Source organism: Pseudomonas qingdaonensis, assembly GCF_018398475.1.
In the GTDB taxonomy this organism is placed as follows: domain Bacteria; phylum Pseudomonadota; class Gammaproteobacteria; order Pseudomonadales; family Pseudomonadaceae; genus Aquipseudomonas; species Aquipseudomonas palmensis.
The window spans coordinates 5,873,661-5,890,966 of the sequence record NZ_CP074676.1 but is presented as its reverse complement, the minus strand read 5'-3'; the positions used below and the strand labels follow the sequence as shown (position 1 = coordinate 5,890,966).

The 17,306-nt window shown below is 61.9% G+C and carries 15 protein-coding genes; 9 read left to right on the top strand and 6 right to left on the bottom strand.

Annotated features, from left to right (window positions below; translation table 11 throughout):
* Window positions 1–377: 377 nt before the first annotated feature.
* Window positions 378–1,040, bottom strand: a complete 663-nt coding sequence (locus KH389_RS27010) for a hypothetical protein (protein ID WP_213606606.1) — start codon at window positions 1,038–1,040, stop codon at window positions 378–380.
* Between the two features lie 1,299 nt (window positions 1,041–2,339).
* Here KH389_RS27010 and KH389_RS27005 point away from each other — a divergent pair.
* Window positions 2,340–2,618, top strand: a complete 279-nt coding sequence (locus tag KH389_RS27005; RefSeq protein WP_213606604.1) for a hypothetical protein — start codon at window positions 2,340–2,342, stop codon at window positions 2,616–2,618.
* Window positions 2,619–2,621: 3 nt separating this feature from the next.
* Window positions 2,622–3,071: a type II toxin-antitoxin system PemK/MazF family toxin gene (locus KH389_RS27000; RefSeq protein WP_213606602.1), complete on the top strand. Its 450-nt coding sequence runs from the start codon at window positions 2,622–2,624 to the stop codon at window positions 3,069–3,071.
* A 645-nt stretch (window positions 3,072–3,716) separates the two neighbouring features.
* Here the strand turns inward: KH389_RS27000 and KH389_RS26995 are convergent.
* Entirely contained in the window at window positions 3,717–5,930 is a 2,214-nt protein-coding gene (locus tag KH389_RS26995) for an LTA synthase family protein (protein ID WP_244988668.1), read from the bottom strand.
* Between the two features lie 176 nt (window positions 5,931–6,106).
* Here KH389_RS26995 and hcnA point away from each other — a divergent pair, with 176 nt between their 5' ends.
* The 3 genes from hcnA to hcnC are packed head-to-tail and all read left to right on the top strand — an operon-like array spanning window position 6,107 to window position 9,062.
* Window positions 6,107–6,421, top strand: coding sequence for a cyanide-forming glycine dehydrogenase subunit HcnA (hcnA, locus tag KH389_RS26990; RefSeq protein ID WP_043861504.1), 315 nt, complete (start codon window positions 6,107–6,109; stop codon window positions 6,419–6,421).
* On the top strand, window positions 6,418–7,821 hold the full coding sequence (gene hcnB, locus KH389_RS26985) for a cyanide-forming glycine dehydrogenase subunit HcnB (protein ID WP_213606598.1): 1,404 nt from the start codon (window positions 6,418–6,420) through the stop codon (window positions 7,819–7,821). The genes hcnA and hcnB overlap by 4 nt, the downstream gene beginning before the upstream one ends.
* The gene (gene hcnC / locus KH389_RS26980) at window positions 7,818–9,062 is read left to right on the top strand and encodes a cyanide-forming glycine dehydrogenase subunit HcnC (RefSeq protein WP_058541963.1); all 1,245 of its coding nucleotides are present in this window, start codon (window positions 7,818–7,820) and stop codon (window positions 9,060–9,062) included. The genes hcnB and hcnC overlap by 4 nt, the downstream gene beginning before the upstream one ends.
* A gap of 77 nt (window positions 9,063–9,139) precedes the next feature.
* Here hcnC and lpdA read toward each other — a convergent pair whose 3' ends face one another.
* The gene (gene lpdA / locus KH389_RS26975; protein WP_213606596.1) at window positions 9,140–10,540 is read right to left on the bottom strand and encodes a dihydrolipoyl dehydrogenase; all 1,401 of its coding nucleotides are present in this window, start codon (window positions 10,538–10,540) and stop codon (window positions 9,140–9,142) included.
* A gap of 188 nt (window positions 10,541–10,728) precedes the next feature.
* On the opposite strand from lpdA, the gene cfaB reads away from it, so the two are divergent.
* Window positions 10,729–11,913: a C17 cyclopropane fatty acid synthase CfaB gene (gene cfaB, locus KH389_RS26970; protein WP_054916443.1), complete on the top strand. Its 1,185-nt coding sequence runs from the start codon at window positions 10,729–10,731 to the stop codon at window positions 11,911–11,913.
* 9 nt (window positions 11,914–11,922) lie between these two features.
* Here cfaB and cls read toward each other — a convergent pair whose 3' ends face one another.
* Entirely contained in the window at window positions 11,923–13,362 is a 1,440-nt protein-coding gene (gene cls / locus KH389_RS26965; protein ID WP_054916444.1) for a cardiolipin synthase, read from the bottom strand.
* Between the two features lie 128 nt (window positions 13,363–13,490).
* On the opposite strand from cls, the gene KH389_RS26960 reads away from it, so the two are divergent.
* The gene (locus tag KH389_RS26960) at window positions 13,491–14,018 is read left to right on the top strand and encodes a DUF3617 domain-containing protein (RefSeq protein ID WP_043861510.1); all 528 of its coding nucleotides are present in this window, start codon (window positions 13,491–13,493) and stop codon (window positions 14,016–14,018) included.
* On the opposite strand, the gene folE2 is transcribed toward KH389_RS26960, so the two are convergent.
* Together folE2 and KH389_RS26950 are read right to left on the bottom strand one after the other, a co-directional pair.
* Window positions 14,019–14,918 (bottom strand): GTP cyclohydrolase FolE2, encoded by a 900-nt coding sequence (folE2, locus tag KH389_RS26955; protein WP_213606594.1) that lies wholly within the window; start codon window positions 14,916–14,918, stop codon window positions 14,019–14,021.
* 75 nt (window positions 14,919–14,993) lie between these two features.
* Complete coding sequence (locus KH389_RS26950; RefSeq protein WP_338053200.1) at window positions 14,994–15,311, bottom strand: glutamine synthetase; 318 nt, start codon at window positions 15,309–15,311, stop codon at window positions 14,994–14,996.
* A gap of 153 nt (window positions 15,312–15,464) precedes the next feature.
* Here KH389_RS26950 and zigA point away from each other — a divergent pair, with 153 nt between their 5' ends.
* Both zigA and KH389_RS26940 read left to right on the top strand, forming a co-directional pair.
* Window positions 15,465–16,673, top strand: coding sequence for a zinc metallochaperone GTPase ZigA (zigA, locus tag KH389_RS26945; protein ID WP_054916447.1), 1,209 nt, complete (start codon window positions 15,465–15,467; stop codon window positions 16,671–16,673).
* Complete coding sequence (locus tag KH389_RS26940) at window positions 16,673–17,272, top strand: DUF1826 domain-containing protein (RefSeq protein WP_043861514.1); 600 nt, start codon at window positions 16,673–16,675, stop codon at window positions 17,270–17,272. The genes zigA and KH389_RS26940 overlap by 1 nt, the downstream gene beginning before the upstream one ends.
* Window positions 17,273–17,306 lie beyond the last annotated feature (34 nt).

Sequence of the window (17,306 nt, the reverse complement as noted above, 5' to 3'; positions counted from 1 at the left end):
ATTGGCGAATTGCTGCATGAGCTAAGGTGCAGGCTCCGCTACAGGAGGGCTAAGCTGCCGTAGAATGAGCTATGAATGCTAGACTCCTGGCGGGGTCTAGCATTCATAGGTTTGCACCACCCTAGCCCTGGCCAGTCAAGACTCGACCCTCAGCTGGCCAAGGGCTTTCATTTTTGATGGGCATCCAGGTGGGTGGATGTGCACTCGATGCCCGTGACTCTTCTCCTAGCGATCCGCATACGGCCTCCTTCGTGATGTTTCACTTTGGTGTTGCGCCACCACAGCCCTAGCCAGTCAAGACTCGACCCTCAGCCGGTCTAGGGCTTTCACTTTAGGGGCACCGAGGAGGGTGGAAGCTCTCGATGCCGCGTACTCTCCTAAGCATTTGCTTTTGTCCTCGCAGTCCGTTTCGTTTTGGTCGATGGGGCAGGTGGCGGCGGAGGCGTGGGCACGTTTGCTTGTTTAGCTGCCTCAGCGTCTGCCGCCGCCTTTGCGGCCAGAGCATCCCAGTAAGCGCGAACCGCTTCTATATCGCCGTAGGCACCGATCTCAGGCAGCCGCTCGATGAATCGGCCATACAGGCCGTCCTGGACCTTTCCGTTATTGCGCATCCACTCGACCGCAGCGTTGGGGTTGGTGAGCATCACGTAGTGAAAATCTCCCGAAGCACCTGGCTTGGTGGTGATGAACCTCAGCTCCCGAAGTGTCTTCATCCGGCGACGCCAAGTGTCCACTGCCCGCTCTCCGAGAAATCCCGCTTCGGCAGCAAAGGTGCTGGGGTTCTCAATAGTGATGACCGGATGATCGGGCATGCGCGCCCATAGACAGAACAGCACGTGGCCGGCAGGCTGTCCCTTGGACTGTGCGTCGATGATCTGCATGGCAATAGGCAATGTCCGTGGGATCGTGCTGAAGCCGTCGTGAGTTTTGCGAGTCCATTGCCATGCTTCGGGGATATCGGGAAAGTGAACCTGCATGAGTTGTTGAGCACGTTCCGCCATCGTTAAGCGACGTTTTGCTGACTGTTTTGCGTTGGCCATTTCGCAGCCCTTATCCGTTTTTGTTGAGCCCAGTTTCCTGGCATATGCCCAAGCTGGCAAACCGTTATTACACGCTCATATCACGCATTTCTATGCACGTGAATGAACGACTCAGGCCACTCAGATTCATGATTTAGCCTAGTTCAGGTATCGGAATTGCGCGATATCGCGCATAAAAATCTTAAAAAACTTAGAAATTTCAAATCCTTATTTAGGTTCTTCGGTGCTCGGGGTGCTCGATGTACTCAGCGTGCTCGGTGTGCTCGCCGTGCTGCCGGGTGTTGGGTGTGGGAAGAGGGGACTGGCGGGAGGGGATCAGGCCTATTTTTTGTGCCTAAAGGTTCCGCAATGATTGAGAAATGAGGGGTTGATTTGATAGCAGCCGCCATTCCTACAGTCCGGAATGAACCCTGCTTCAGCCTTCTATACTGGGCTGGGCTGATTCAGTGAAATGGACGGAGCATGAAGCGAACTCATAGAGGGCATGGCAAATGCTGGTGAACCTTTGCTGCGCGAGGCTCTTGAAGCGATAAGGGCGCACAGAACGGCTCAAGACGAAGGGGCATCTCCAGAGATGGTAGAGCGTCTTAGATTGCTGGCGGATTCCCTCTATGGCGCGGTAGTGAACTTTCAGTTGCTGGAAGCCGGTAAGCTGCCGGTGACGCTCAATGCAAAGGGGACTTTTCCTTACCGTAGTCCTTGACTCTTGATGTAAACCCAAAGCCAACGTGTCCACATTCCATGAAACGTGGACACTTGCCATTCCACGAATCCTCTATAGTCAAGTGGATTTGATTGACTTGATACGGCGCCGATTTCGTGGAGCGCTTGTGGCTGAACCCTATGATTCCCGCCGAGAGCTAGCTGCCTACCCCTCTGTACTGTCCGTGGTGGCAGCGTCGAGAAACCTTACCTTGGCGAATGTCGTGAGCGGCAGCATTTGATCCGTTGAGCCCATGGAGAATCAGCAAGTAGCTTTCGCTAAGTCCCTGCTGGTGGCGGTTATGCTCGACCGTTGAATAGCCTCATGGTGCGCAACCATATTTAAAGAAATCTTGTCAACAGGATATTGACAAATATCACTTCAGTGATATACAATCTATATCAATATCCACAAACACCTATGAAGGAGTTTTCGATGACTTAGCCAAACCTTAACCCGACAGCTTCAGTCAACCGCCTCTTGCCCTGGCAGATGGCCAGACTGAAAGCGCAGACCACTTAGTTCACGAAGGAAGGCTTCGTACCCCGTCCGCAAGGACAAAAGCGCTTTCTTCATTAGTACCCAGGAGACACCCAATGGCACATGCCGAAAAAGCTGAAACATTTCTGGTGCGGTTACGCCCTCAAGACACGCCTTCCGGCGTGAGCATTTCGACCATCGAGATGCTGATGTCGCAGACCGGCCTGAACCGAACAGAACTCGTCCACCTCGCTCTGCGAGAGCTCGCTAACCGCTGGCTCCCGAAATACGAAGAAGACGACGGACCACTAACTCATGCTCAGTACGAGGCAATCCGAGCTGCAAGCCCTGCAACGGATACCCCGGAGGAGCTATTCACTCAGAGGTTATTCTAAAAAATGCAAACTGCTAACACTTCCCAACCACTGCCATCGCAAGGTGCTATTAAGCGTTACCATCCACTTCCTGCCCCAGGGGACATTGTTTACTGCTGGTTCCCCCAAGCATCTGGTGAGCCAGGTCCGAAACCCCGGCCAGCCCTCGTTATTGCTACATCGCCTACCACCCATGAGGTGAAGGTTTGCTTCGGTACCTCGAAGAAAACTGACAAGCTTTACCCAGGTGAATTCGTGATCCCAAAGGGCGACGTTGGTTTCCCCTTGAGCGGCCTCTCCTACACTACGAAATTCGACATGACCAGGTCTGAGAAGCTGCCCTTCGACGATGACTGGTTCAAAGTGGCGCCCGGACTGACACCAGAGACTCCTGCGCCTAAGATCGGGACCTTGCATCCAAGCTACCTCTCGATCGCACGCGACGCGGCATCGGTGCCGCCTCGCACCACCTGAAGATGAGCTCAGCTCTCCAAAAGCCGGTCACACGCCGGCTTTTGTTTTAGCGTTTCCCTACGACGTTCCAGCGACGGAGTTTCCAGCATTCGCTGTTGTTGATTGTTCGTGCTCAAGCCACCAGAGGGTTTGCCCTACGTCGGACGCACGGCACCCGTGCTCAGTGGAATCCAGTCGTTTTGCGACTTGAATACGCCGGTCACCCATGGTGTCCAGTCGTTTGGCGCTGGTGCTCAGCCATTCGCGATTGGCCCCAGCGTAGTTACCAGGATCTCGATCATCCGCAAAGCAGCGTCGTTGCTGGCCGCGACAGACTTAATTCTCAAGCGCATCAGCCCGTATCAGGGAATTCGGCATTTGCGACAGTTTTGTGTTTCCTCTCGACAGCGCTGCAGGCCCCATAACATGAGGCCCTCCGCGACAGCTTTAATTCTCTAAGATCAACTCCACACCGCCAAAGAATCCGGGAAGGTTCGCCTTCCCGGATCCTGCTTGCCCCGCACACCCGTGCGGCCGCTGCTCAGGCCATCACAGCGTCGGCCAGCGCCACGCTTCACACCGGAAAAAGCGGGCAGCCGCTTCTGCTGGTTGAACAGCCGCGTTGTGCGCTGAAGGCCGGTGAACTGTCCACCGACAATCAGGGAATCAACTGGGTTTGCCGTTCAACCGCGCCAGCGTTTCATCCAGCTCATCAATCTGCCCCGGCGCTTCGGTCACCACACTGAAGTCGCTTACTTCGACCGCCCCCAACCCATGCCCCAGCAGGTGGAACGAGAACGCCTTGCGCGACTCGTTGTTGTCGAACGTGAACTCCATTTCCAGGGGCTGATCCGGCGTGACCAGCATCTCCTCGGTAGGTAGCCCCACCAGCACCTCCTGCTCGAACTCCTTGGTCTTGAGCACGATATAGGCGTTCTGCTGCGGGTCGGCCGAGCGTACCGTCAGGCGTACCCGGGTGTGCGAGCCCTTGGGCATCTCCAGGTACTGCGCGCCGATCAGGTTGTCGGCCCAGTCATCCTTGATCTGCGGCTGCAGCGGGATCACTGTCGCGCTGCCAAACTGGTAGTGCTGGTTCAGCGGTGAGCCCATCACTGATTGGTCCAGTGCGCTGGCGCGCGCCTGCACCTGGCGTGCCCGCTGGCCACGGAAGCGATCTGTCAGGTTGGCGCGTTCGGCAATGAAGCCGGTACTGGCATACGACCGGCAGCGCTGCTGGAAATCGCATTCGGTGAAGGTGGCATTGCCATCGTGATAGCGCAGCTTGCCGTTGGTGAACGACATGATTTCCCGCCCGTTGTCATAGTCGCGCAGCAGCGAACGTCCACTGAGGGCGTTGGGCACCGGGAAGCCGAAGTAGTCGAGCACCGATGCGGTCAGGTCGACGTGACCGTACACGCCGGATTTCACCTGTGGCAGTTGTGCCTGCTCGGGCGCCAGCATCAGGTTGAAGCCCCACGAAGACGCCAGGCGTACACCGTCGATGCCATGGGATTCGTCCGAGGTGATCACCACCAGGGTGTCCTTGAGTACCCCCTGACGTTCCAGCCCGGCAAGAAAGTTATCCACAGCGTCGTCGAGATAGGCCACTGCCGCCTGCTTGGGCGTGGCGTAGCGTTCGAGGTATTCCGCCGGCGCGGAGTAGGGCTGGTGGGTGCCCACGGTCAGCAGGGTGAGCATCCAGGGTTCAGGCTGCTTCTGCAGTTGGCCGACATAGTCCAGCGCGCCTTCGAAAAACGCCTTGTCGTCCTTGCCCCACGGGAAGTCCAGGTAGTTGGGGTTCTTGAACCAGTCCAGGCCCAGGGTGGTATCGAAGCCGATGTGCGGCATGATCTTGTCCTTGGCCATGAAGCGCAGCCCGGCACCCTGCAGGTAGTGCGTGCTGAAGCCATGTTCGCGCAATTGCGCCGGCAGGCATTCCTGGTTGCGCTGGTTCTGCGTCAGCAACTCGACCCCCTTGGGGGTACCGTTGTCGAGCTTGTCGTAGTCGCCACACAGCATGGCGTAGAGGCCACGGATGGTCTGGTGGGTATGCAGCACGTAGTCGGGGGTGTTCATGCCGCGTTCGGCCCAGGCGCTCAGCTTGGGCATCAGGTGTTCCTGGTAGGCGGGGTTGAGGGTGCGTCGGTTGATGTCCAGGTAAGCCCCCGGGATGCCTTCCAGCGCGACCACCAGCACGTTGCGCGCGCTGCCGGGCGCGTCGAGCAGCGGCTTGCCGCTCAGGTCCAGGCGGGTCAGGCCGGCCATGGCCACGGGTGGGTCGACCACATCGGCCTCCAGCCAGTCTTCGATACGCGCCTGGCTTTCACCCACGCCTACCGCCAGCAATTGATGTGGCAGGTTGAACACCTGCCACTCGTCCGCTTCGGCAGGTTCCCAGGCCTGGGTACCGGCATGCACCAGTAGGCAGGTCACCGGCACCGCCCACAGGTGCCGCGGCAATGGCGCGACGGGTCTGGCCCGGGCCGCCCAGCGGGTCGCAAGCCACAACAGCAGGCCAAGCCCCAGGGCAATGGCGAAGCCAGGGTTGGCCAGGCTGCCACCGGCGGAGTTTTCCATGAACTGCACATCGGTGAGGTAGTTCAGGTCGGCCGGGGTCGGCAATCGGCCTACTGCGGCCACCAGCTCGGCACTGGCCAGGGTCAGCGCTCCCCACGCCAGCACCACGGGCACTGCCAGCCATACCGGACGACGGTACAGCAGAACGACCAGTGCACCACCGAGGCCCACGTCGGACAGGTACCCCAGCGGATCGGCCCAGCCGTTCGCCACGCGCAGGCATACAGGAACCACCACCAGCAGCCCGAACAGGGCGGCGAGCGAAGCGCGAGGGTGCTGCAACCAGCGATAGATACGTTTCACGGGGGCGTTCGTCATCATGTCGTCATGTAAATGTGGTGATGGTACCAAGTGCAGTACATCTCCACAGCATTCCGGCAACAAGTCGAAACCCAGTTTTCTGGCCTGGATCAATGTCGAATGCGCCTCCATGGCTTACCGTGGTGGGTTCCTGCCACTCTTTTCAAGGATGAAACGCAATGCAGTCAATGGACCGCAATCATGATATTCAGCCCCTGTCGCGGGCAGATATGACCATCGAGCTCAACGGTCGGCCGGTACCGGCCGCGGCAGGCGAAAGCGTGCTCAACGTGCTGCACGCAGTGGGCCTGCGCCAGGTGGCGCGCAACGACCATGGCCAGGTCACGGGTGCCTTCTGCGGCATGGGCGTGTGCCACTGCTGCCTGGTGTCGATCAACGGTCGCCCCAAGCGCCGCGCCTGCCAGACCATCGTCAAGCCGGGCATGCAGGTCGAAACCGGGGTCAACCGCTTCGACGTGGAGGGTGTCGAATGAGCCTGCGTCCGGTAATAGTCGGCGGCGGTTCGGCAGGCATGGCGGCTGCCATCGAACTGGCCCGGCATGGCGTCTCCAGCGTGCTGTTCGACGAAGCTTCGCGTCTGGGCGGGGTGGTCTATCGCGGCCCTTTGCGCAGCGGCGTCGACCTGGGCTACCTGGGCAAGCGCTATGCCAGCGCGCTGAACACCCTGCACGAAGAGTTCGCCGATTGTGCCGAGCGCATCGACGTGCGCCTGGAAACCCGTGTGGTCGGGGGCGAAGGCGGCAACCGCCTGATAGTGCTGGACAGCGACGAGCAGCTGCACGAAGTGGAATACAGCCACCTGGTACTGTCCGCCGGCTGCCACGAGCGCAACGTGCCGTTCCCCGGCTGGACCCTGCCCGGCGTGATGCTGCTGGGCGGTCTGCAGTTGCAGATCAAGAGCGGCGTGGTCAAGCCGCTGGGCACCACCGTCATCGCCGGCACCGGCCCGCTGCTGCCCCTGGTGGCATGCCAGCTGCACGCGGCCGGGGTCAAGGTGGAAGGGGTGTACGAGGCATGTGCCTTCGGCAAGATCGCCAAGGAAAGCCTGGCGCTGCTGAACAAGCCGCAGCTGTTTCTCGACGGCCTGAGCATGCTCGGTTATCTGAAGCTCAACGGTATCCCCATGAACTACGGCTGGGGCGTGGTAGGTGCCAACGGCGAGGGCGAACTCACCGAAGTGCGCCTGGCCCCCTACAGTGACAACTGGCAGCCGGACATCAGCCGTGTGCAGCGCGTCTCGGCGCAGACCCTGGCCGTGGGCTACGGCTTCATTCCGCGCACCCAGCTCAGTCAGCAGATGGGCCTGGCCCACGGCTTCAACGAAGACGGCTACCTGCGCGCCGAAAGCAACGTGTGGCAACAGAGCAGCGAGCCGCACATTCACCTGGCCGGTGACATGGGCGGGATTCGCGGTGGCGAAGCCGCGATGCTCACCGGGCGCATCGCCGCCGTGTCGATCCTGCACCAGGCTCAGGTCATCACCCCCGAACAGGCGCTGGACCTGCGCGAGCGCTACCTGGGCAAGCTGGCCGCGATCAAGCGCTTTCGTGCCGGGGTAGACCGCTACACACTGCGCGGCACTGAGCAGATCACGCTGCCCGCACCCGACGCCGTCATCTGCCGCTGCGAGCACGTCACCCGCAGCGACATCGACCGCGCCCTGGAGCAGGGTGTACAGGACATGGCCGGGCTGAAGATGCGCACCCGCGTGAGCATGGGCGATTGCCAGGGCCGCATGTGCGTGGGCTACTGCAACGATCGCCTGCGCCAGGCCACCGGGCGTGCCGATGTGGGCTGGCTGCGCCCGCGGTTCCCCATCGATCCGATCCCTTTCTCCGCATTCAAGAACCTCGGCACGGAAGCTGAAGCATGAACAGAACCTATGATGTGGTCATCGCCGGCGGCGGTGTGATCGGCGCTTCCTGCGCCTACCAGTTGTCCAAGCGTGGCAACCTCAGGATCGCGCTGATCGACGCCAAGCGCCCCGGCAACGCTACCCGTGCCTCGGCGGGCGGGTTGTGGGCGATCGGCGAATCGGTCGGCCTGGGCTGCGGGGTGATCTTCTTTCGCATGATGTCGCAAAAGCACAAGCGCGAAGCCAACGGCGCCGCCGTGGCGGTCGATTCCAGCACCCCGCACATCCTGCCGCAGTCGTTCTTCGACTTCGCGCTGCAATCCAATGCCTTGTACCCCGGCCTGCACCAGGAGCTGATGGAGCGCCACGGCATGGACTTCAAGTTCGAGCGCACCGGCCTCAAGTACGTGATCTACGACGACGAGGACCGCCTGTACGCCGAGCATATCGTCGCGCAGATCCCGCACCTGGCCCACGAGGTTCGCTGGCTCGACCGCGATGCCCTGCGCAAGGCCGAGCCAGCCGTCAGCCACCATGCCCACGGCGCGCTGGAGTTCCTGTGCGATCACCAGGTCAGCCCGTTCCGTCTGGCCGATGCCTACACCGAAGGTGCGCGGCAGAACGGCGTCGACCTGTTCCTCAACACCAACGTCACCGGCGTGCTGCACCAGGGCGACCGGGTGGTGGGGGTCAAGACCGACGTGGAAGGCGAGTTTCACTGCCAGACCCTGATCAACGCCGGCGGCGCCTGGGCGGCAGAACTGAGCGAGATGGCCACCGGCCTGAGCATTCCGGTCAAGCCGGTCAAGGGCCAGATCCTGCTCACCGAGCGCATGCCCAAGCTGCTGCAGGGCTGCCTGACCACCGCCGATTGCTACATGGCGCAGAAGGACAACGGCGAGATCCTGATCGGCAGCACCACCGAAGACAAGGGCTTCGACGTCACCACCACCTATCCGGAAATCAATGGTCTGGTACAGGGCGCGGTGCGCTGCATTCCGGAGCTGGCGCAGATCAACCTCAAACGCAGCTGGGCAGGCCTGCGTCCCGGTTCGCCGGACGAGCTGCCGATTCTCGGCCCGGTGCAGAGCGTGAGTGGCTATCTCAATGCCTGTGGGCACTTTCGCACCGGCATCCTGACCTCGGCGATCACTGGCGTGCTGATCGACAAGGTGCTGCATGAGGAGGCACTGCCGCTGGACCTGACGCCGTTCCTCGCGGACCGCTTCGGTACTGAGCCCAAAGCCGCGCAGGCCTGACCCGGTGCGTGCCTGAACCTGCGGTGATGGTCGCTGTCGGTTCAGGCGCACGGATCAAGCGTGCAGGCTGACCGGGGTCAGATCTGCATGGCCATGCCTTCGACGTTCATCGCCGCCTGGCGCAAGGCCTCGGAGCGAGTCGGGTGCGGGTGGCAGGTGAGGGCGATGTCTTCGGCCGAGGCCGAGAACTCCATGGCCACGCAGTACTCACCGATCATCTCGCTGACGCACGGGCCAACCAGGTGCACGCCTAGTACCTCGTCGGTTTCGGCATCGGCCAGCACCTTGGCGAAGCCTTCGGTCTCGTGGTTGATCTTGGCCCGGCTGTTGGCCATGAACGGGAACTTGCCGACCTTGTAGGCGCGGCCTTCGGCCTTGAGCTGCTCTTCGGTCTTGCCCACGCTGGCCAGTTCGGGGCGGGTGTAGATCACCCCCGGGATCAGCCCGTAGTTCACTTCGTGGGCCTTGCCGTGGATGCGCTCGATGCAGGCGATGGCTTCGTCTTCGGCTTTGTGGGCGAGCATCGGGCCGCTGGTGACGTCGCCGATCACCCACACGCCCGGCACGCTGGTGCGATGGCCCTGGTTCTCGAGCATGCCGCGCTTGTCGGTCTGCAGGCCCACCGTTTCCAGGCCCAGGCCCTGGGTGTAGGGGCGACGGCCGATGGCGACCAGCACGTAGTCGGCCTGCAGGGTTTCGGCGGTGCCGCCGGCGGCCGGTTCGAGGGTCAGGCTGACACCGTCGGCCGACGGCGTGGCCTGGGTCACCTTGCTGCTCAGCTTGAAGCTCATGCCTTGCTTGGCCAATGCGCGCTGCAGGGTCTTGGCGGTTTCTTCGTCGGTGCCGGGGCAGATACGGTCGAGGTATTCCACCACGGTGACCTGGCTACCAAGGCGGCGCCACACCGAGCCCAGCTCCAGCCCGATCACGCCCGCGCCGATCACCACCAGGTGTTTGGGCACCTGGGGCAGGGCGAGGGCGCCGGTGGAGTCGATGATGCGCTGGTTGTCGATGGTCACGCCGGGCAGCGGAGTCGGCTCGGACCCGGTGGCGATGACGATGTCCTTGGCCTGCAGTTCGGTCACGGCGCCCTGGTCATCGGTGACCTTGACCTTGCCCACGCCATCGAGCTGGCCCCAGCCCTTGATCCAGTCGACCTTGTTCTTGCGAAACAGGAACTCGATGCCCTTGGTCAGGCCCGCGACGCTCTCGTCCTTCTGTTTCATCATCTGCGCCAGGTTCAGGCTTGGCTTGACCTCGATACCGAGGTTGGCGAACTCGCTGCCGGCAGCCGCTTCGTAGAGTTCGGAGGCATGCAGCAGGGCCTTGGACGGCATGCAGCCAACGTTCAGGCAGGTGCCACCGAGGGTCGGGCGACCTTCGACACAGGCCACGCTCAGGCCCAGCTGGCCTGCGCGAATGGCAGCGTTGTAGCCGCCAGGGCCGCCGCCGATGATCACGACATCATAGGTTTTCATTGTTGTACTCCCGGATGAAGAATCGACAATGCCGCCAAGGTTAGGGGCCGATCTGGAGGTTGTATACAATTTATGCCACTACCTTTTTGCATCGGCCGGTCTACGACTATAGTCCGGCATGCCTCCCTGTTCTTGAGGATGGGCTACCCTTTTGTGCAGACGTCCGAAGATTACGGGAGGCTCATTTCATGCTTGCGCAACTTCCACCTGTTCTGCAAAGCCTGCGGTTGCCCTTGCGACTCAAGCTTTGGGATGGTCACGAATTCGATCTCGGCCCCCAGCCGCAGGTCACCATCGTGGTCAAGGATCCCCAGCTGATCGGCCAGTTGACCCACCCCAGCCTGGATGAGCTGGGCGCGGCGTTCGTCGAGGGCAAGCTGGAACTGGAGGGCACCATCGGCGAAGTCATCCGCGTGTGCGACGAGCTCAGTCAGGCGTTGCTCACGGACGAGGAAGAAGACCAGCCGGTGCGCAGCGAGCATGACAAGGCCACCGACGCGGCGGCCATTTCCTACCACTACGACCTGTCCAACGATTTCTACCAGCTGTGGCTGGACCGCGACATGGCGTATTCCTGCGCCTACTTCAAGACCCCCGGCGACACCCTTGAGCAGGCCCAGCAGAACAAGTTCGAGCACCTGTGCCGCAAGCTGCGGCTCAAGCAGGGCGACTACCTGCTGGACGTGGGCTGTGGCTGGGGTGGGTTGTCACGTTATGCCGCACGTGAGTTCGGCGCCAAGGTGTTCGGCATCACCCTGAGCAAGGAGCAGCTCAAGTTGGGGCGTGAACGGGTCAAGGCAGAAGGGCTTGAAGATCAGGTGGAACTGCAGATTCTCGACTACCGCGACCTGCCCCAGGACGGTCGCTTCGACAAGGTGGTGAGTGTCGGCATGTTCGAACACGTGGGGCATGCCAACCTGGCGTTGTACTGCCAGCGCTTGTTCGGCGCGGTGCGCGAAGGCGGCCTGGTGATGAACCACGGCATCACCGCCAAGCATGTGGACGGGCGCCCGGTGGGGCGCGGCGCGGGCAATTTCATCGAGCGCTATGTGTTCCCCCATGGCGAGCTGCCGCACCTGTCGATGATCAGTGCGCGTATCAGCGAAGCGGGGCTGGAAGTGGTCGACGTCGAGAGCCTGCGCCTGCATTACGCACGGACGCTGGCGCAGTGGAGCGATCGCCTGGAAAGCCAGCTGGACAAGGCCGCGAGCCTGGTGCCGGAAAAGGCCCTGCGCATCTGGAGGCTGTACCTGGCCGGTTGCTCCTATGCCTTTGCCAAGGGCTGGATCAACCTGCACCAGATTCTGGCAGTCAAGCCGTTCGCCGATGGTGGCCACGACCTGCCGCTGACCCGCGAGGACCTGTACCGCTGACAGTCGCGCTCAGAGGATCGGCGAGATCAGTCGGGCGATGCGCATCCCCAGTTGTTGCAGGCGGCGCGTCTGCTGGCTGTCCTCGGGGGTGATTTCCCGCGCTTGGTCGAAGTCGTGCTGGAGCATGGCTTCGACCTGCGCGGCAAAGGCAAGGTCTACGGTCAGCAGCATGATTTCGAAGTTCAGGCGGAACGAGCGGTTGTCCAGGTTGGCACTGCCGATGGCGCTGACTTCGTTGTCGACCAGCACCACCTTCTGGTGCAGAAACCCCGGCCCGTAGCGGAACATGCGCACCCCGGCCTGCACCGCCTCGAAGGCGAACAGGCTGGAGGCGGCGTACACGATACGGTGGTCAGGGCGCGAGGGAATCAGGATACGCACGTCGACGCCCCGCAACACCGCCAGGCGCAGCGCGGCCGACACGGCCTCGTCGGGAATGAAGTACGGGCTGGTGATCCAGAGCCGCTCGCGCGCCGCGTGGATGGCGTCGACAAAAAACAGCGAACAGGTCTCCTGCGGATCGGCCGGCCCGCTGGCCAGTACCTGGCAAAGTACGCCGTTGTCGGGGTAGGTGTCGGGCAGGATCAGTGGCGGCAACTGGCGCGCCGCCCAGTACCAGTCTTCGGCAAAGGATTCCTGCAGGCAGGCCAGCACCGGGCCGCTGACCTGCACATGGGTGTCGCGCCAGGGCGATAGCCTGGGGTTGCCGCCCAGGTATTCGTCGCCCACGTTATGGCCCCCCATGAACCCCAGCATGCCGTCGACCACCACGATCTTGCGATGGTTGCGGAAGTTGACCTGGAAGCGGTTGAACCAACCGCGGCGGGTGGCGAAGGCGCGGATGTTCACGCCGCCTTCGCGCAAGCTCTGTATATAGGCGGAGGGCAGGGCGTGACTGCCAACGCTGTCGAACAGCACGTAGATCTTCACCCCTTCAGCGGCCTTTCTCAGCAGCAGCGCCTTGAGCTCACGGCCGATGCCGTCGTCGTGGATGATGAAGAACTGGATCAGTACCGTGTCGTGGGCCGCTTCTATCGCCTTGAAGATCGCGTCGAAGGTGGCCTGCCCGTCGATCAGCAGGCTGACCTGGTTGTTGGCCAGGCACGGCATGCGCCCAAGCTTGGGCATGGCCCGCAGCGCCGCATAGGATTCGGAGTTGCGCGCGGTCAGCGCCTCTTCCACCCAGGGGCGCCAGTTGAGGTCGGCCATGGCCACGTGCATTTCGCGGTTGGCCTGGCGGCGGGCCTGGATGTAGGCGTCGAAGGTGCGACTGCCGAACACCAGGTACGGAATCAGCGTGAAGTAGGGGATAAACAGCAGCGACATGGCCCAGGCAATTGCACCTTGGGCGGTGCGCACGGTGAACACGGCATGTAGGGCGGCAATCACGCCCAGCAGGTGAATCAAACCGATGAGGTAACCGAAGAAGTAAGGGCTGTGGTAATCCATACACATTCTGCTATCCGAGGGCACTGCCCGCTAACAGAGCACGTTCGCGCCTGCACTTGCAACTGAAAGCACGAAAACGCGTCTAAGCTGTGTTCCGGCTTGGGGCCGGATTCTGAAGGAGTCACTACATGAAAAGTCGTCTGCCGATGCTGGCACTGGTACTGGGCCTGGCGAGCCCGTTGGTGCATGCGCAGATGTTGCAACCGGGCCTGTGGGAGTTGACCAGCAGCAACATGCAGGTCGATGGCAAGCCACTGCCCGACATGGAATTCATGCTCGGCCAGTTGAAGAACCTGCCGCCCGAGCAGCGCGCGATGATCGAGGGTGGCCTGGCCAAGCAAGGCATCAGCGTCGGGGGCAAAGGGGTGCGTTCGTGCCTGACCCAGGAGCAGGTTCAGACCAACGACATTCCGCTGCAGGACCCGCAGTCGGGGTGCACGCAGAAGATCACCGAGCGCAACGGCAATGTGTGGAAGTTCACCTTCAGTTGCCCCAAGGCTCAAGGCAACGGTGAAGCGCAGTTTCTCAGCGATCGGGAATTTCTGACCAAGGTCAGCGGCACGTTCAATGCGTCCGGTGTTGAGCAAAAGGGCAGCATGAACACCCGTGCGGTGTGGCTGGGCAACGATTGCGGCACGGTCAAGCCGCGCACCTGATCAGCGCAGGTGCCACTGCCATTGGCTTTGCGCGACAGCGTCGTGGGCATGCAGGCTTTCGGCATGTTCCACACGCAGCTTGAAGCCGTCGATCCACGGCAGCGGTTGCAGGGCCAGATGCAGGCGCCTCGCGGCGTCTTCGCAGAACATCAGGTTCTGCCCGTTGGCCAGCGCAAACGCCTGTTCGTCGGCTCGTTTCACGGCTGTCTGCACAGCAGTGCCGAGAGCTGCCTCGGCCAGGTCGATCAGCTGTCGAAAGGGCATTTGCTCCTCGCCTGGGGCCAGGCGCAGGTGCAGATGGGCCGTGCTGCGTTGGCTGTGTGGTGTTGCGACGATGCCTTGGGCGGTGCCGAGCCAATGCAGGATGGCAGCATGATCGAGGTTACTGCGGTTGGCGAAATCATCGACGAACTGCTGCTGAATCAATTGGCGGGCGAGCGCGGCGGAGCATGGGCAGGTCGAGGAATACTCGACTTGTGCGTTTAGTTCCACGTGGAACACTCCGTTTTCCAAACGTGCGTCCACACTCACCGGGTAAGCCTTCCAGCCTGCCAGCGGGCTGACCAGCGCAGGCCGCTTGAGCAACAATTCAAAGCCCAGACGCAGGTAAGCGGTGGTAGAGAGGCCCTGATGGCTGTCGATAAACCGTTCCAGGACCTGGCGCACCAACCCTACTGAAAACGCCGCGTGCTCGAATGGCTCCAACGCGAGGTACAGGCGCGACATGTGAATCCCCCGCGAGGCTCCATCATCCAGGCTGACGCCGGCATCGGCGCTGGCGCGTACCTGCACGCCGTCGAGTGTGATCGGCAGTGCGATGCCGCACATGCCAACCCATTCCAGAGGCATGGATTGCTGGCTGGCCTGAGCGGCGATATCGGGAAGGGTCAGGGCGTTCATGCTGAAACCATCGCTGAATTAAAAACCGATACGTTACATTATAACGATTCATTCATCATAGCTTTTTCCGAGTCCTCACTCGCAGCTCCCAAGGCGATTGCAACGCAGGCTGAAGCGTTGGCCGCTGGAGCTGGACACCCGGTTCTGCGTGGTCCAACCCACCCGGCGGCTATAGCCGACCCAGGCTTCGCCGTCGCTGGCCAGGCCCGTGTAGAAGGTCAGCGGCCCATAGAGGCTGTTGGTTTGCACCCAGCGTCGCTGCCCCAACACCTCAACGCCGCGCACGTACTGGGTGTTGCCCTGGCTGTGCACGCTGTACACATTGCCGTCGCGATCTTGGCAGGCCAGCAGGTTGGCGCTGCGCGTGCATTGGGCAGGCTCACTGCGCGGCATCGCGGCGTGAACCGTCGCGACAGGAATTAGCAGGAGCGAAAGCAGTACGAAGGTTTTCATCCAATCTCCGATTGGCTAAATTGCATTGTTATAATATAACATTGAAAAAGGCATCCTTCGAATGCTCCGACGCCCTGATGAGGTATTTGCGCCATGACCGACCGTCTCCCCGTTACCGTGCTGTCCGGCTTTCTAGGTGCCGGCAAGAGCACCCTGCTCAACCATGTGCTGCGTAACCGCGACAACCTGCGGGTGGCGGTGATCGTCAACGACATGAGTGAAATCAATATCGACGCCAGCGAAGTGCAGCGCAACGTCAGCCTCAATCGTGCAGAAGAAAAACTGGTCGAGATGAGCAATGGCTGCATCTGCTGCACCCTGCGCGAAGATCTGCTCGAAGAGGTCGCGCGGCTTGCCCGCGAGGGGCGTTTCGATTACCTGTTGATCGAGTCCACCGGCATATCCGAGCCGCTACCGGTAGCCGAAACCTTTACCTTCCGTGATGAACAAGGCCGCAGCCTGGCCGACCAGGCGCGGCTGGACACCATGGTCACGGTGGTAGACGGGCTGAATTTCCTGGGTGACTACCAGGCCGCCGATAGCCTGGCTTCGCGCGGCGAGACCCTGGGCGAGGGCGATGAACGTTCCATCAGCGACCTGCTGATCGAGCAGGTCGAATTCGCCGATGTGATCCTGTTGAGCAAGATCGACCTGATCGGCAGCGATGAGCGCGAAGAACTCTGCGCCATTCTGCGCTCGCTCAATGCCCACGCCCAGATCGTGCCGATGGTGATGGGGCAGGTGCCATTGGCGCAGATTCTCGATACCGGCCTGTTCGACTTCGAGCGTGCTGCCCAGGCGCCGGGCTGGCTGCAGGAACTGCGCGGTACGCATGTGCCGGAAACCCAGGAGTACGGCATTGCCGCCACCACCTGGCAGGCCCGCCGCCCCTTGCACCCACAGCGTTTTTTCGACTTTATCCACAGGCCCTGGAGCAACGGCCGCCTGTTGCGTTCCAAGGGCTTTTTCTGGCTGGCCAGCAAGCACCAGGAAGCCGGCAGCTGGTCCCAGGCCGGCGGCATGATGCGCCACGGCTTTGCCGGTCGCTGGTGGCGTTTCGTACCACGCGGGCAATGGCCCCAGGACCCGCAGGACACGGCGGCGATCCTCAAGCACTGGACGGCCGAATGCGGCGATTGCCGACAGGAGCTGGTGTTCATCGGGCAGCACATCGACTTTGCGCAACTGGATGCCGAGCTGGGCGCCTGCCTGCTGAGCGATGAAGAAATGGCATTGGGCGCCGAGGGCTGGCAACGCCTGCCCGACCCGTTTGGCGACTGGCACGACGAAGAGGCGGCCTGATGCTGGCCCTGAAACGCCGTGGCAGCGCCCGGCAAACAGTCGGCGAATCGCCCCAGGTGCTGACCGAGGTGCTGCAGGATGGCGTCAATCTGGCCGTGTGGCAGCGCCAGTTGCCGGTGCATGTGGCCGATTTTGCCCAGGTGCTGTTGTCCCTTGGGCAGCCGCTGGCCGAGTCCCTGACCCTGGAGTTGCAGCCAGATGACGACGCACCCGCCCTGCGCGGGTTGGCGGCAGCGTATGCCGATCTGCAGGGGTATGAGGGGTTCATCTGCGATGTGCGCTGGCTGGTGGGCGCCTACGCCTGCCTGCTCGACGCGCGTCGGGTGGGGCTGCGCCTGCGCGCACTGGAGGGCGCAATGTGCCCGCGTTTTCACGTCGACCACGTGCCGGCGCGGCTGATCTGTACTTATGCGGGCCCCGGCAGTGAATGGCTGACGGCGCCCGATGCGGTGCAGGTGGAGCAGTTGTCGACCGGTGATGTGGCCGTGCTCAAGGGCGAGAGGTGGCTGGGCAATGAGGGGCAGGGGCTGGTGCACCGTTCGCCGGCGGTACCTGCGGGGCAGCGCCGCCTGATGCTGACGCTTGACTGGATGGCCTGAGCGCGCAGCATAGTGCGTATCCTTCCTGACGAAT